The organism is Rhodococcus sp. SJ-2 (genome assembly GCF_053750035.1).
The window spans coordinates 2385749-2399046 of record NZ_CM132340.1 but is presented as its reverse complement, the minus strand read 5'-3'; the positions used below and the strand labels follow the sequence as shown (position 1 = coordinate 2399046).

Here is a 13298-nt window from a genome sequence, read left to right as displayed (position 1 = left end):
TCATCCGCAAACCTCTCGGATGACGGGGGTAGCAGCGAATTCTGCGCGGGCGAGCGAACGACGGTGCACCTGGTCGGGGCCGTCGGCGATCTGCAGGAATCTGGCCTGCGAGTACAGCATGGCGAGCGGCGTGTCTTCGGACAATCCGGCACCACCGAAGATCTGCATTGCTTCGTCGATGATCCACTTGGTCGTCGACGGCACCAGGACCTTCGCAGCAGCGATGTCGTGGCGGGCCTGTTTGGGACCCTCGACGTCCATTCTCCACGCCGCGCGCAGCACCATCAGACGTGCTGCGTCGACCTTGATCCGAGCGTCGGCGATCGTCGCCTGGACGACGCCTTCGTCTGCGAGAGCTCTGCCGAATGCCACCCGGGTGCGCGCACGTTCGGTCATGAGCGCGATCGCACGCTCGGCCATGCCGATCAGGCGCATGCAGTGATGGATGCGACCCGGACCGAGGCGGGCCTGTGCCACCGCGAAGCCTTTGCCGCGCGGACCGAGCAGGTTCGTTTTCGGGACCCGAACGCGGTCGTAGACGATCTCGCCGTGACCACCTTCGTGCCGGTCGTCGAATCCGAGGACCGTGGTGGAGCGTTCGATGGTCACGCCGGGGGTGTCGGTGGGTACCAGCACGATCGAGTGACGCGAGCCGGCCGGGGCGTCGGGATCGGTGACACCCATGACCATTGCGACCCGGTTGTCTTCGCGCAGCGCGGCGGTGGTCCACCACTTACGTCCGGTGAGCACCCAGGCGTCGCCGTCCTCGGCGATGTCGAGCCGTACATTGGCGGCGTCCGAGCTCGCGACGTCGGGTTCGGTCATAGAGAAGCAGGAGCGGATCTCACCCTCGAGAAGCGGGGCGAGCCACTGCTGCTTCTGATCCGCGGTGCCGTAGCGGGCGAGTAGTTCCATGTTGCCGGTGTCCGGCGCGTTGCAGTTCAGTGCTTCGGGAGCGAGCTGTGGGCTCCAACCCGTGAGTTCGGCGAGCGGCGCGTACTCGAGGTTGGTCAGGCCGGCGCCACCGTCCTCCGGCAGGAAGAGGTTCCACAGTCCCTGCCGCTTGGCCGCAGCCTTGAGGTCCGCCATGATCGGCGGCGCACCCCAGAAGTCGGGCTTGCTCGCCAGTTGTTGCGCTGCAATCGTCTCCCCAGGAAGGACGCGGTCCTGCACGAACCCGGCCAGCTTCTCCCGCAGCTCCTCGACTTTGGGGCTGTACGCGAATTCCATTGTGCTGTCTCCGATCGGTGTAAGTTCCTACTGGCGAAGCTCGTGGAGTGACGACGTCTCGGCGAGTTCGAGCGCGCGCTGCAGCAGAGGCCCGACCATGTCCGCGATGTCCTCGAAGCCTTCACCGACAGTGTCGCCCTGCAGATGGCGGGCGTGGATTCCTTCGAGGATGACCGCGATCTTGAGGTCTGCAAATACGGTGTACCAGTCAATTTCGGGGAGTTCGATTCCGCGCCTGGTCGCGTAACGGTCGACGAGTTCCGCTCGGGTGGGGAAGCCGTCGAGCGTCGCGAGACCTTTCGTGACAGGATTGAACGGCGAGCCGGGCACATCCCAGAAGCTGAGCATGATGCCCACATCGGCGAGAGTGTCGCCCAGAGTCGCCATCTCCCAGTCCAGTACAGCGACAATGCTCGCCGGGTCTTCGTGAGCGACCAGCACGTTGTCGAGCTTGACGTCGCCGTGCACGATTCCCGGGAATCGGGTGCGGGGCAGAGCTCTGCTCAGTTTGCCGAGTAGAGCGGCCACCTCCGAGCGCTCCGAGGTCTTGGACGATGTCCACTGCCGCTCCCAACGTTTCAGCTGACGCTCGAGATACCCGTCCGGCCTGCCGAATTCGCTCAGCCCGACCGACGCTGGGTCGATGTCGTGCAGATCGGCCAGCGTGTCCGCGAGGTCGAGACCGAGACGGCGACGCTGCCCGGGAGTGAGGGCCTCGGCCTGCGAGACTGTACCGACGGATCGGCCGTCGACGCGCTCCATGAGGTAGAACGGCGCGCCGAGGATGTGCACGTCTTCGCACAGGTGCATTACAGCAGGTACCGGGACCGCAGAGCCGGTGAGAGCATCGATGACCGTGTACTCGCGCTTCATGTCGTGCGCGCTGGGAAGTACGTGACCGTACGGGGGCCTGCGCAGCACCCAGACGTTCTCTCCGTCGGTGAGGCGATAGGTCGGATTCGAGCGACCGCCACCGACAAGTGTGGCGTTCAGGGGCCCCGCGATCCTCCCGGGGAGCGTCGCCTGCAGATGAGCACCGAGTGCGTCGAGGTCGAGTTCGGTCACCGCGTCGGCCATGGGAGCGGCCATCACGGGCCTCCTTTCGATCACACACCCAAACGATCGTTCGGTTAGAACAATAGTGACCCAGCGCACGAAGACTGTCAACTCTCTCGACATGAGCTGCTGGTTTCCGAAGAATCACGGCCTGATCAGAGAGGAGTGAGATCTCAGGCAATCAATCGTTCGCTCTATGTACAGCAAAAAGCGATCAGCGCAGACGTCTAGGGATTCTGCGCTACCGGCCGACCGCGGGCTGCACCATGGCAAGCGCGAGCTCTGCGTATCGATCCGCGAGCTCCTCAGGCGTCAAGGGCCCGTCCGAACGCCACCACGTGCACACCGACTGCCCCATGTGAATGATGGCGCGCGACGCATCCAGCGGCAGCGCAGTGGTGAACATCCCGTCTTCGACTCCCCTGTCGATGATCTCGCGGAAGACGCTCTCCTGCTCGTCACGCAATGCGACCACCAGTCGGCGACCCTCTTCGTCGAGGCTGCGCAGCTCGGTGGCGCCGACAAGGGCGTCGGACTGTCGCGTCGTATGAAAAATGACCCACGCGCGCACGACCGCGCGAAGCTGTTCGGCGGAGGACCCGCCCGAACGCAGGAGCGCGGCCCGGGTCATCGCAAACGCGTCGTGCAACGCCCGGGTCATGATGTCCTGCAGTATTTCCTGCTTGGATTTGAAGTGGTGATAGATCGATGCGACGGTGATGTCGGCGTCACGCGCGATGTCGCGCATGGACGTGCCGTGGTAGCCGCGGTGGTTCATGTTCCTGATGGCAGAATCCAGGATCACCTGGCGACCGGCACCCGTCATCGCCCCTTTTGCAGCACGCATTCTCTTCCCATCTCATCGCCGGCCAAGTACGCACAGCGTAGAGTGACGCGTCTCTACGAACGCCGCGACACCGACGATGTCCGTGCGGTCGCGCTCACCGGCGCCGGACGGGGCCGATGCAACGCGCCCTGGACTCACACATTTCACACGCGAAAGTGGGGGCGCGCCGGGGCGCGCCCCCACCGGGGATCCGCTGGTCAGAGCGTGTCGAAGTGGGTCAGCTTCGGGGCTCCTGCGAGAAGCGGCCCGAGATCGGTGATCGCACCCTCACCCGCGCGGAACTTGCGGTATGCGGTGTCGTGCTCCTGCGACTGCCATTTCTCGACGACGACCCAGCGCGCCTCGTTCTTCTGGTCCACAAGGATCTCGATACCGACGCACCCGTCGAACGCCCGAGTCTCGTCCAGGACGCGTGTCATGATCTTCTTCGCGTCGTCGAGCGAATCGGACTTGAACTCGAGCTCCAGCAGTGCGGTGAGCGCCATGTTCTCCCTTTCGTAGAATGCCGTTTTCGGGAGCTACATTTCCCGATCACCCCGGCCAACGCAATAGGACCGGGCGCACCTGCCCTCGCCTCGCTCTTCGGACCCGTGTCGGGTCTGCGGTTTCCGTCGTACCACCCGGGCGTGTCGGGGCGAAAAGTGCGCACTCGAACAAGGGTTCGTACTACTTGAACTCGGCGGCAATGTCGCGGCCGATGATTTCCTTCATGACCTCGGTGGTGCCGCCGTAGATGGTCTGGATGCGTGCATCCCGGTAGGCGCGACCGATCGCGTACTCCATCATGAAGCCGTAGCCACCGTGCAGCTGCACGCCCCGGTCGACGACACGCTTCTGCAGCTCACTGGCCCACCACTTCGCCTTCGATGCATCGACCGCGGTGAGTTCCCCCGCGTTGAGCGCGAGAATGCAGCGATCGACGTGAGATTCGGTCACCTCGATCTCCGTGAGCATCTCGGCGAGCACGAAGCGGGTGTTCTGCAGATCGCCGATCGGCTTGCCGAACGCCTTGCGCTCGAACACGTACTGCTTGCTCCACTCGTAGGCCGCACGCGCCGACGTGATGGCGCTGACGGCAATACCGATCCGCTCGAGCGGCAGGTTTTCCATGAGGTGGACGAAGCCTCGTCCTTCAGTGCCGAGCAGATTCTCGGCGGGCACGCGCGCATCCTCGAACACCAGCTCGGCGGTGTCCTGCGCGGCAAGACCGACCTTGTCGAGCTTGCGTCCGCGGCTGAAGCCGGGAGCGTCGCGCTCGACGACGATGAGCGAGAATCCCTTCGACCCGGCACTCGGGTCGGTGCGGCACACCACGATGACGAGGTCGGCGTGGATTCCGTTGGTGATGAAGGTCTTCTGGCCGTTGATGACCCATTCGTCACCGTCGCGAACAGCGGTGGTCTTGACGCCCTGCAGGTCGGAGCCCGCGCCCGGTTCGGTCATCGCGATCGCGCCGATGATCTCGCCGGAAGCCATGCGGGGCAGCCAGCGGGCCTTCTGCTCCTCGGTGCCCAGATGCAGCAGGTACGGAATGGCGATGTCGTCCTGCAGGGCAAGGGTCGCGCCGAACGATGTGGTGTTCGTGCGGGCCGTCTCCTCCTGGACGATCTGGCGGAACCGGTAGTCGGTGACACCGGACCCGCCGAATTCCTCGGGTACTCCGAGGCCGAGGATCCCTGCCTTGCCTGCGGCCAGGTACACGGACCGGTCGATGAGCCGTTCCTCTTCCCAGCGCTCGTAGTTCGGTTCGACCTCGCGAGCGTAGAACTCACGCACCGTTTCCCGGTACGCCTCGTGATCACCTTCGAAGTGGGTACGCTTCATGAATTCTCCTGGCAGTAGGCGCGTATCAGGCGTTCACGCGGTCGATCAGACCCGCGAGACGCTCGGAGATCAGGGATTGTGCGTCGGCGACGATGCGCTCGACGAGTTCACCTGCGGTGGGAATGTCGTGGATGATGCCCTGGACAGTGCCGACGGTCCAGATGCCGGCCTCAGGGTCACCGTTCTCGTATACGAGACGCCCACGCGCACCGGCGACGAGTTCCTGCACGTCGGGGAACTGTCCACCGCGATCAAGGATCTCGACGACCTCGCGGCTGACGGTGTTGCTGGCGACGCGAGCGGTGTTGCGCAGCGGCCGGAAGATCAGCTCGGTGTCGGTTTCCTTGGCCTCGACGATCGCTTCCTTGATCTTCTGGTGGATCGGTGATTCGACGGTGCACATGAAACGGGTGCCCATGTTGATGCCGTCGGCACCGAGCGCGAGTGCGGCGACGAGGCCGCGACCGTCACCGAAGCCTCCCGAGGCGATCATGGGGATGGTGATCTGCTCCGCTGCCGCGGCGATGAGGACGAGTCCGGGGATGTCGTCCTCGCCCGGGTGACCCGCGCATTCGAATCCGTCGATGCTGATGCCGTCGACGCCGACGTCCTGCGCCTTGACGGCGTGGCGGACGCTGGTGCACTTGTGCAGCACCTTGATACCGGCGGCATGGAAATCGGGGAGGTGCGGCGCGGGGTTGGATCCCGCGGTCTCGACGATCTTGATGCCGGAGTCGATGATGACCTGTCGGTATTCGTCGTAGGGCGGCGGCGTGATGGAGGGCAGGATCGTCAGGTTGACACCGAAGGGCTGATCGGTGAGCTCGCGGGTGCGGGCGATCTCCTTCTCGAGGTCCTCGGGGGTGGGCTGGGTGAGCGCCGTGATCATGCCGAGTGCACCGGCGTTGGCGACGGCGGCGACCAGTTCGGCGCGGCCGACCCACTGCATTCCGCCCTGCACGATGGGGTGACGAACTCCGAAGGTTTCGGTGAAGGCTGTGGACAGCACGAAAGATCTCCTCGCAGTGAGACGTTCAGATAGTGGTGTGGTAGCCCACGATGCGCAGGGCGATCACGATGTAGCGGTCCGCGACCTGCGCCGGGGTGAGTGGGCCGTCGATCTGGTACCAGCGGGCGATGGATTGGAGCATGCCGAGCATGGCCCGCACGGTCTCCTCTGCATCGTCGACGTCGAACACTCCTGCCTCGGTACCGTCACGGACGAGGTCGAGCATGATGAGTTCGAGGCGTTTGCGCGTAGCGGCATAGGTGCGGCGGTTCTCGAAGGAGACGTGCCGCAGTTCGGAATCGAGGCCGGAACGCTTTGCCCGGTGAGTCATGTTCAGGACGATCGCCTCGACGGCATTGGCGAACCGGGCGACCGGGTCGGCGCCGCCGTCCGCGACCGCGGCCAGGACACGGTCGATGAGGTCGAGGACGGCAGCGTCGAGCAGGGTGACGAGAACGGCTTCCTTGTTCTCGTGGTGGTAGTACAGCGCGGGCACCGTCACACCGACCCGGCGGGCCAGGTCGCGCACGGTGGTCCCGTGGAAGCCGTTCTCGCTGAAGGCTTCCAGCGCGTGTTCGAGGATGGGGTCGTACCGCAACGGCTCGAAGACCCGCCAATCAGTGAACCTGGTCTCGGGCTGCGCGGTCATCGACCCCTCCTCTCACGTGTGCGTGCTGCAGTGTCTAGCGCGGTGCCATGCGGATGGCACCGTCGAGGCGGATGACCTCGCCGTTGAGCATCGCGTTCGAGACGATGTGTGCGGCCAGAGCACCGTACTCGGCGGGATCACCCAGACGCGCGGGGTGGGGGACCTGCTGGCCGAGCGAAGCCTGGGCTTCTTCCGGGAGCGAGCCGAGCAACGGGGTCTTGAACAGGCCCGGAGCGATGGTCACGACGCGGATGAGCAACGACGCGAGGTCGCGTGCAATCGGCAGGGTCATGCCGACGACGCCGCCCTTGGATGCGGAGTAGGCGGCCTGGCCGATCTGGCCGTCGAAGGCTGCGACGGAAGCGGTGTTGATGATGACGCCGCGCTCGCCGTCGACCGGTTCGGTCTTCGAGATGCGCTCGGCTGCCAATCGGATCACGTTGAACGTGCCGATCAGGTTCACATCGATGACCTTCTTGAAGCCGTCGAGCGGAAACGCGCCCTTCTTGCTGACGGTCTTGACCGCGTTGCCGATGCCTGCGCAGTTCACCGCAACACGCAGCGGTCCGAGCGACTCGGCGAGATCGAGAGCCGCGACAACTGCTGCCTCGTCGGTGACGTCGGCCGGCGCGAAGCGCGCACGGTCGCCGAGTTCCTTGGCGACGGCCTCACCGTTGGAGGAGGGGAGGTCGATGATGACGACGGTGGCTCCGTCGTCGATCAGCGCCTTGGTGGTGGCAAGACCGAGGCCCGAAGCGCCTCCGGTGACGACGGCAACGCTGTCGTTGACGATCATTGAGAATCCTTTCGAGAGTTGTTGCAGTTCAGATACGTTCGATGATGGTGGCGTTGGCCATGCCCGCGCCCTCACACATCGTCTGGAGTCCGTAACGACCACCTGTGGCTTCGAGGTGGTTGACGAGGGTGCTCAGCAGGCGGGTGCCCGACGAACCGAGTGCGTGGCCGAGCGAGATCGCGCCGCCCCACGGGTTGAGCTTGGCCGGGTCGGCGCCGAACTCGTGCGCCCACGCGAGCGGCACCGGCGCGAAGGCCTCGTTGACCTCGTAGGCGTCGATGTCGTCGATGTTCAGGCCCGACTTGGCGAGGACCTTCCGGGTGGCCGGAATCGGCGCGGTGAGCATGAAGACCGGGTCGTCACCGGCGACGGAGAACGAGTGGAAACGGGCACGCGGGGTGAGGCCCAGCTTGTTCGCGAGCTCCTCGCTCATGATCAGCGCTGCGGAAGCCCCGTCGGTGAGCGGCGACGAGTTGCCGGGGGTGATGATCCACTGCGCTTCGGGGAAGCGTGCAGCGTACTCCTCGGTGTAGAACGACGGCTTCAGACCGGCCAGTCCTTCCGCGGTCGTTGCGGCGCGCACGGTCTCGTCGACCGTGTGCGCCGCCTGCTCGCCCGCGGCGTTGGTGACCTCGATCGGGACGATCTCCTTGTCGAAGTGCCCGGCGGCGATGGCGGCAGCGGCACGCTGGTGCGACTGCGCGGAGAACGCGTCGAGGGCGTCGCGGTCGAACTTCCACTTCGCCGAGATCAGCTCGGCGGAGATGCCCTGGTTGACCAGGCCCTCCGGGTAGCGGGCCCGGATGCTCGGACCGTGTGTGTCCTTGCCCATCGACGAGGTACCCATCGGGACGCGGCTCATGGATTCGACGCCGCACGCGATGACCATGTCGTACGCACCGGCGATGACGCCCTGCGCCGCGAAGTGGGCTGCCTGCTGGCTCGAACCGCACTGACGGTCGATCGTGGTGGCGGGCACGGATTCGGGGAAGCCTGCCGCGAGAAGGGCGGTGCGGGAGATGTTGAGCGACTGTTCCGAGGCCTGGTTGACACACCCGCCGATGACATCGTCGACCTGAGCGGGATCGATGCCGTTGCGCTCGACGAGCGAGCGCAGCACGTGCGCGAGCAGTTCGACGGGATGTGTACCCGAAAGTGCGCCTCCGGGCTTGCCTTTGCCGACCGCGGTGCGGACGACATCGACGATGACTGCGTTGGTCATGGTGACTCCTGAATTTTCGCGGGGTGTGGTGCGACCCGGTGTCGCAGGAGCGGTCGCCGCGACACCGGGCCGGGCTCTCGGGTCAGCGGCCCTTCCACACGGGCTGGCGCTTCTGCGCGAACGCGGTGGGGCCTTCGATGGCGTCCTCGCTGCTGAAGACGACCTTCAGTGCTTCGACGTTGGCGTTCCACGCCGCGTCCTCCCAGTCGGGAAGGTTGGCGGTCCGGTAGATCATGGACTTCGATTCGCGCACCGACAACGGCGCGTTGGCGGCGATGGTTTCGGCGATCTCGAGGGCGACGTCGAGGGCAGTGCCTGCCGGAGCGACCCGGTTGACCAGGCCGTACTCCTTGCCTTGCGCGGCAGAGATGGGCTCTCCGGTGAGGGCGAGCTCGAGAGCGAGCTTACGAGGGATCTGCTGCTGCAGCCGGATCACACCGCCCGCTGCGGCGAACAGGCCGCGCTTGACCTCGGGCAGTCCGAGCTTGGCTTCTTCGTCGACCACCGCGAGGTCGCTGGCGAGAACGAGTTCGGTTCCGCCGCCGAGCGCGAATCCGTTGACGGCCGCGATCGTAGGCTTGCTGATCCAGTGCTGCGCGTATCCGGCGAAGCCCCACTCCGGGTGCCCGGCAGCCGAGGTGTCCTCGCCCGAGGCGATGGCCTTCAGGTCGGCGCCCGCGCAGAAGGCTCGGCCGGAGCCAGTGATCACGATGACGCGGACGTCGGCGTCGTTCTCGGCCTGCTCGAGGTAGGTGCCGACAGCGGTCGACAGTGCGCCGTTGACGGCGTTGAGTGCCTTCGGCCGGTTCAGGGTGATGATTGCGACCCCACCGCGCACTTCGTACAGCGCTGCAGCGTCCGTCGTGGTCGTATCGTCGGCCATTCGTGCCCTCCAGAGTCCGAACCTCTACTTATCGATCGCTAAATAGTTATCACGGAGCGATCGATCGGTCAATAGCTGCGGTCTAGCTAGCGCCCGATCAGTTACGCGTGGTAATGATTGCGAGGGAGACCGGCGCGAGACGATTCGTTCCACATACGGCGGGAGAACCATGCAGGCAGCACATCTGACGGAGAACATCGGCCCCGACGGCGTGCACACCGTCGACATCCCGGAGCCCACTCCCGGCCCGGACCACGTCGTCGTCGACCTCCACGCCGCAGGTGTCTCATTCCCCGATCTGCTCCAGACCAGCGCCGGCTACCAGGTGGTGCGCCCACTCCCCTGCGTCCTCGGCTCCGAAGGCGCAGGCATCGTCCGATCCGCCCCCCAAGGCAGCGGGTTCACCCCCGGCCAGCGGGTTGCCGTGCTCGCACACGGCGGAGCGTGGCAGCAGACGGTCGCCGTAAGCCCCGGATCGGTGTTCGCGATCCCGGATCGCGTGTCGCTCACGGCCGCGGCCGGGATGCCGCTGAACTACTTGACCGCTCACTTCGCCCTCGACGAGCGCGCACGCTACCGGCCCGGCGAGACCGTGCTCATCCACGGCGCCGCAGGCGGCGTCGGCACCGCAGCACTCAATGTCGCCGCGGCCCTCGGCCTCGAGACGATCGCGGTGGTGAGCACCGACGCGAAGGCCGAGGTCGCAAGAGCCAACGGAGCGACCCACGTCATCCGTGTCGACGGATTCAAGGACAAGGCCCTCGAACTCACCGCCGGACGGGGCGTCGACATCGTGCTCGACCCCGTCGGCGGCGACCGATTCACCGACAGCCTCCGCAGCCTGGCCCCGGGCGGTCGCGCTGTGGTACTCGGCTTCACCGGCGGCGAGATCCCGACCGTGAAGGTCAATCGTCTTCTGCTCAAGAATATTTCGGTGGTCGGCGCCGGATGGGGTGAACACATCCGCCTGCTTCCCGACTATCCCGCACAACAGTGGACTGCACTGGAGCCGCTGCTGGCATCGGGCGCCCTGCAGGTCCCCGAACCCACCACCCACCCCCTGACCGAAGCCGCGGATGCGCTGCACTCGCTCGCAAACCGTTCCGCTACGGGCAAAGTCGCACTCTCACTTCGATCCTGATTTCCGAACCCACCGAAGGACACCGCATGACCGACAAACCCACCAACGATCTACCCGGCGTCGACGTCCGGGTCGACGACGGCATCCTGCGCGTGACGATCAACCGTCCGGCACGCATGAACGCCGTGCAGGCGCAGACCCTCAACGCCATCGGCGACGCCTTCGAGAAGTACGCGACCGACGACTCCGTCCGCGCAGCCGTCCTCACCGGCACCGGCCGCGCGTTCTGCTCGGGCGCCGACATCGCAGGTCGCGACCTGTCTGCGGCTCCGACCACCGACACCATCGACGCGGCAAACCGCGCAGCGGGCCTGCTCCGCGCCTTCCCCCGTCCCGTCATAGCCGCCGTCAACGGCGCAGCGGCGGGTGTCGGTGTGTCGCTGGCACTCTCGTGCGACCTCACCGTTGCGAAGGAGTCGACGTACTTCCTGCTGGCGTTCACCAAGATCGGCCTGATGCCCGACGGCGGCGCCACCGCACTGGTTGCCGCGTCGGTCGGACGCGCCCGCGCGTTGAAGATGGCGATGCTCGCCGAACGGCTCCCGGCCCCCGAGGCGGTCGCTGCAGGGTTGATCGCGGACACCTACGCCGATGACGAATTCGACAGCAAGGTCGAGGAACTCGCAAGGCGACTCGCGGACGGACCCACGGACGCCCTGGCATCCACCAAACACGCGATCAATGACGCGACCCTCACCGAACTCGAGAATGCCTTCGGTCGCGAACTCGACGGGCAGATGAAGTTGCTCGCGGGGCCGGGCTTCAAAGAAGGCGTCACCGCGTTCCAGGAGAAGCGCCCCGCGAACTTCCGCACGCTCTGATCACGCGATCGGACCGTTGTCGCCGGTGACGACAACGGTCCGTCACGCGCGGGGAGAAGCCCCCACCATCTTCAGAGCGATCGCCACGTACTTCCTCGCAACCTCCTGCGGGCTCAGCGTCCCCTCGGAGTGATACCAGCGGGGAATCGACTGGCACATCCCCAGCAGCGCGCGGGTCGTCTCGGCGGAGTCGTCGACGTCGAACGCTCCCGACGCCGTCCCTTCCTCGACGATCTTCCGCACAATCTCTTCGATGCCCTTGCGCACCGCCCGGTAGCGCTGACGGTTCTGCGGGCTCAGGTACCGCGCCTCACCTTCGAGCGCCGCGAGCCGCGCACGCATCGTCATCCGCAGCACGATCGCCTCGATCACATTGGACAGGCGCTGCACCGGGTCGGTGCCGCCGTCTGCGTCGGCCGCGTGCGAACGAGAGAGCACGTCGCTCGTCGACAGCTCGAGCAGCGCAATGAGCAGACCCTCTTTGTTCTCATGGTGGTAGTAGAGCGCCGGCACGGTCACGCCGACCCGTCGCGCGATCTCACGCACGGACGTGCCGTGGAATCCGGTTTCGTAGAACGCGTCGAGGCTCGCCGACAGGATCGGGGTGAGCTCCATCGGCTCGAGGGTGCGCCAGTCGGGCGCGACCGTCCCCTCAGCAGCGACGGTGTCGTCGGTCGAACTCCCCATGAACGCATCCAACCTATCGATCGCTATACCCGGACGGCTCGAGGATACCTGTGCAGGTGCCCGGGACGGACGGACTGCCGCCATGGGCGCCTCATACGGCATGACCCGTGGATTCGCGCACCACGAGCTGGGTGGGAAGCACACGTGACCCCGGCTCGGCAACCCGCTCGTAGGCGAGACGGCCGAGGATCTCGATCGCGTGGGCTCCGGCGTCTTCGGTGCGCTCCGCGAGCGTGGTCAGGGCGGGGGTGCAGATCGATGCGCCGAACATGTCGTCGAACCCGGCCACACTCATCTGTTCCGGCACCGCGATTCCCCGTTCGCGCAGTCTCCGGAGAACGCCGATCGCAAGCATGTCGTTGTGGCAGACCACCGCGGTGGCACCCGCCGCAACCGCGGCATCTGCAGCCGCAGGTCCGCTGCCCAGCGTCGGCGAATACGGTCCGAACCGGCGAACCTGCATGTTGTGCAGTTCCGCCGCATCCTGCAGGCCGGCCCAGCGACGCGCACCGGACCACGATTCCGGTGGCCCGCCGAGCACGAGCAGCGACCGGTGACCGAGCGAGGCCAGGTGGTCGACGATCTGTCGCGTACCCGACGCATAGTCGGCGACCACGCACGAGACCCCGCGAGTAGCGCGGTTGACCAGGGTGAAGGCGTTGAATTCGGCGACGCGACGCAGCTCGTCGTCGGGTAACCGCGACGCCGCGAGGACGAAGCCGTCCACGGCGGGTCCGAGGCGCCGCACGAGTTGTTCCTCGGTGGCGGCGCTCTCCCTGGTGTTACCGAGCACGAGGGTCCGGCCGGCCGCGGTGGCAGCTTGTTCGGCACCGTTGATCACGCCCGCGAAGTACGGGTTCGTGATGTCCGGGACCAGCAGGGCGAAGGTATTGGTTCGGCCCGATTCGAGCGCGCGCGCCATCGGGTTGGGGGTGTAGCCGAGCTCGGCGGCGACCCCGAGCACATGGTCGCGGGTGTGCACATTGACGCGGTCGGGATTGCTGAACGAGCGGGACACAGTGGACGCAGCCACACCCGCGGTGCGTGCGACGTCGGTGATGGTGGCTCGTTTACGCGGGGAAACGCGCGGCTGCTCGGGGGGCATGCGAACAGTATGGCAAAAAATGGCAAAC

General features: G+C 66.1%; 14 protein-coding genes. 2 read left to right on the top strand and 12 right to left on the bottom strand.

Going from position 1 to position 13298, the window contains the following annotated elements; genetic code table 11:
• The 10 genes from ACSYG9_RS11235 to ACSYG9_RS11190 all read right to left on the bottom strand — a co-directional run bounded on the left by ACSYG9_RS11235 (position 1) and on the right by ACSYG9_RS11190 (position 9516).
• Positions 1-1230, bottom strand: coding sequence for an acyl-CoA dehydrogenase family protein (locus tag ACSYG9_RS11235; protein ID WP_454842492.1), 1230 nt, complete (start codon positions 1228-1230; stop codon positions 1-3).
• 27 nt (positions 1231-1257) lie between these two features.
• Positions 1258-2319 carry a phosphotransferase family protein gene (locus tag ACSYG9_RS11230; RefSeq protein ID WP_454842491.1) on the bottom strand — a complete coding sequence of 354 codons (1062 nt, stop codon included), beginning with the start codon at positions 2317-2319 and terminating at the stop codon, positions 1258-1260.
• Between the two features lie 208 nt (positions 2320-2527).
• Positions 2528-3133 carry a TetR family transcriptional regulator gene (locus ACSYG9_RS11225; RefSeq protein ID WP_454842490.1) on the bottom strand — a complete coding sequence of 202 codons (606 nt, stop codon included), beginning with the start codon at positions 3131-3133 and terminating at the stop codon, positions 2528-2530.
• A 197-nt stretch (positions 3134-3330) separates the two neighbouring features.
• On the bottom strand, positions 3331-3618 hold the full coding sequence (locus ACSYG9_RS11220) for a putative quinol monooxygenase (protein ID WP_454842488.1): 288 nt from the start codon (positions 3616-3618) through the stop codon (positions 3331-3333).
• Positions 3619-3799: 181 nt separating this feature from the next.
• Positions 3800-4957, bottom strand: a complete 1158-nt coding sequence (locus ACSYG9_RS11215) for an acyl-CoA dehydrogenase family protein (RefSeq protein ID WP_440127227.1) — start codon at positions 4955-4957, stop codon at positions 3800-3802.
• A gap of 25 nt (positions 4958-4982) precedes the next feature.
• Entirely contained in the window at positions 4983-5966 is a 984-nt protein-coding gene (locus tag ACSYG9_RS11210; RefSeq protein ID WP_440127226.1) for a nitronate monooxygenase, read from the bottom strand.
• 25 nt (positions 5967-5991) lie between these two features.
• The gene (locus ACSYG9_RS11205; protein ID WP_440127225.1) at positions 5992-6615 is read right to left on the bottom strand and encodes a TetR family transcriptional regulator; all 624 of its coding nucleotides are present in this window, start codon (positions 6613-6615) and stop codon (positions 5992-5994) included.
• A gap of 34 nt (positions 6616-6649) precedes the next feature.
• Positions 6650-7411, bottom strand: a complete 762-nt coding sequence (locus tag ACSYG9_RS11200; protein ID WP_440127224.1) for a 3-hydroxyacyl-CoA dehydrogenase — start codon at positions 7409-7411, stop codon at positions 6650-6652.
• Positions 7412-7439: 28 nt separating this feature from the next.
• On the bottom strand, positions 7440-8633 hold the full coding sequence (locus ACSYG9_RS11195) for an acetyl-CoA C-acyltransferase (protein ID WP_440127223.1): 1194 nt from the start codon (positions 8631-8633) through the stop codon (positions 7440-7442).
• An 82-nt stretch (positions 8634-8715) separates the two neighbouring features.
• On the bottom strand, positions 8716-9516 hold the full coding sequence (locus tag ACSYG9_RS11190; protein WP_440127222.1) for a crotonase/enoyl-CoA hydratase family protein: 801 nt from the start codon (positions 9514-9516) through the stop codon (positions 8716-8718).
• A 169-nt stretch (positions 9517-9685) separates the two neighbouring features.
• On the opposite strand from ACSYG9_RS11190, the gene ACSYG9_RS11185 reads away from it, so the two are divergent.
• Positions 9686-10657: a zinc-binding dehydrogenase gene (locus tag ACSYG9_RS11185; protein ID WP_440127221.1), complete on the top strand. Its 972-nt coding sequence runs from the start codon at positions 9686-9688 to the stop codon at positions 10655-10657.
• A gap of 26 nt (positions 10658-10683) precedes the next feature.
• Positions 10684-11478 (top strand): enoyl-CoA hydratase, encoded by a 795-nt coding sequence (locus tag ACSYG9_RS11180; protein ID WP_440127220.1) that lies wholly within the window; start codon positions 10684-10686, stop codon positions 11476-11478.
• Positions 11479-11520: 42 nt separating this feature from the next.
• On the opposite strand, the gene ACSYG9_RS11175 is transcribed toward ACSYG9_RS11180, so the two are convergent.
• Together ACSYG9_RS11175 and ACSYG9_RS11170 are read right to left on the bottom strand one after the other, a co-directional pair.
• A complete protein-coding gene (locus ACSYG9_RS11175) occupies positions 11521-12165 on the bottom strand; it encodes a TetR/AcrR family transcriptional regulator (RefSeq protein WP_454842486.1) in 645 nt (214 codons plus the stop codon).
• A gap of 91 nt (positions 12166-12256) precedes the next feature.
• Positions 12257-13270 (bottom strand): LacI family DNA-binding transcriptional regulator, encoded by a 1014-nt coding sequence (locus ACSYG9_RS11170; protein WP_454842484.1) that lies wholly within the window; start codon positions 13268-13270, stop codon positions 12257-12259.
• Positions 13271-13298: the final 28 nt, after the last annotated feature.

Excerpts from the sequence above, each read along its gene's own strand:
- ACSYG9_RS11190 (WP_440127222.1), bottom strand. The coding sequence starts at position 9,516 with ATGGCCGACGATACGACCACGACGGACGCTGCAGCGCTGTACGAAGTG.
- ACSYG9_RS11185 (WP_440127221.1), top strand. The coding sequence starts at position 9,686 with ATGCAGGCAGCACATCTGACGGAGAACATCGGCCCCGACGGCGTGCAC.
- ACSYG9_RS11215 (WP_440127227.1), bottom strand. The coding sequence starts at position 4,957 with ATGAAGCGTACCCACTTCGAAGGTGATCACGAGGCGTACCGGGAAACG.
- ACSYG9_RS11225 (WP_454842490.1), bottom strand. The coding sequence starts at position 3,133 with ATGCGTGCTGCAAAAGGGGCGATGACGGGTGCCGGTCGCCAGGTGATC.
- ACSYG9_RS11200 (WP_440127224.1), bottom strand. The coding sequence starts at position 7,411 with ATGATCGTCAACGACAGCGTTGCCGTCGTCACCGGAGGCGCTTCGGGC.
- ACSYG9_RS11220 (WP_454842488.1), bottom strand. The coding sequence starts at position 3,618 with ATGGCGCTCACCGCACTGCTGGAGCTCGAGTTCAAGTCCGATTCGCTC.
- ACSYG9_RS11235 (WP_454842492.1), bottom strand. The coding sequence starts at position 1,230 with ATGGAATTCGCGTACAGCCCCAAAGTCGAGGAGCTGCGGGAGAAGCTG.
- ACSYG9_RS11195 (WP_440127223.1), bottom strand. The coding sequence starts at position 8,633 with ATGACCAACGCAGTCATCGTCGATGTCGTCCGCACCGCGGTCGGCAAA.
- ACSYG9_RS11170 (WP_454842484.1), bottom strand. The coding sequence starts at position 13,270 with ATGCCCCCCGAGCAGCCGCGCGTTTCCCCGCGTAAACGAGCCACCATC.
- ACSYG9_RS11180 (WP_440127220.1), top strand. The coding sequence starts at position 10,684 with ATGACCGACAAACCCACCAACGATCTACCCGGCGTCGACGTCCGGGTC.
- ACSYG9_RS11175 (WP_454842486.1), bottom strand. The coding sequence starts at position 12,165 with ATGGGGAGTTCGACCGACGACACCGTCGCTGCTGAGGGGACGGTCGCG.
- ACSYG9_RS11205 (WP_440127225.1), bottom strand. The coding sequence starts at position 6,615 with ATGACCGCGCAGCCCGAGACCAGGTTCACTGATTGGCGGGTCTTCGAG.
- ACSYG9_RS11230 (WP_454842491.1), bottom strand. The coding sequence starts at position 2,319 with ATGGCCGCTCCCATGGCCGACGCGGTGACCGAACTCGACCTCGACGCA.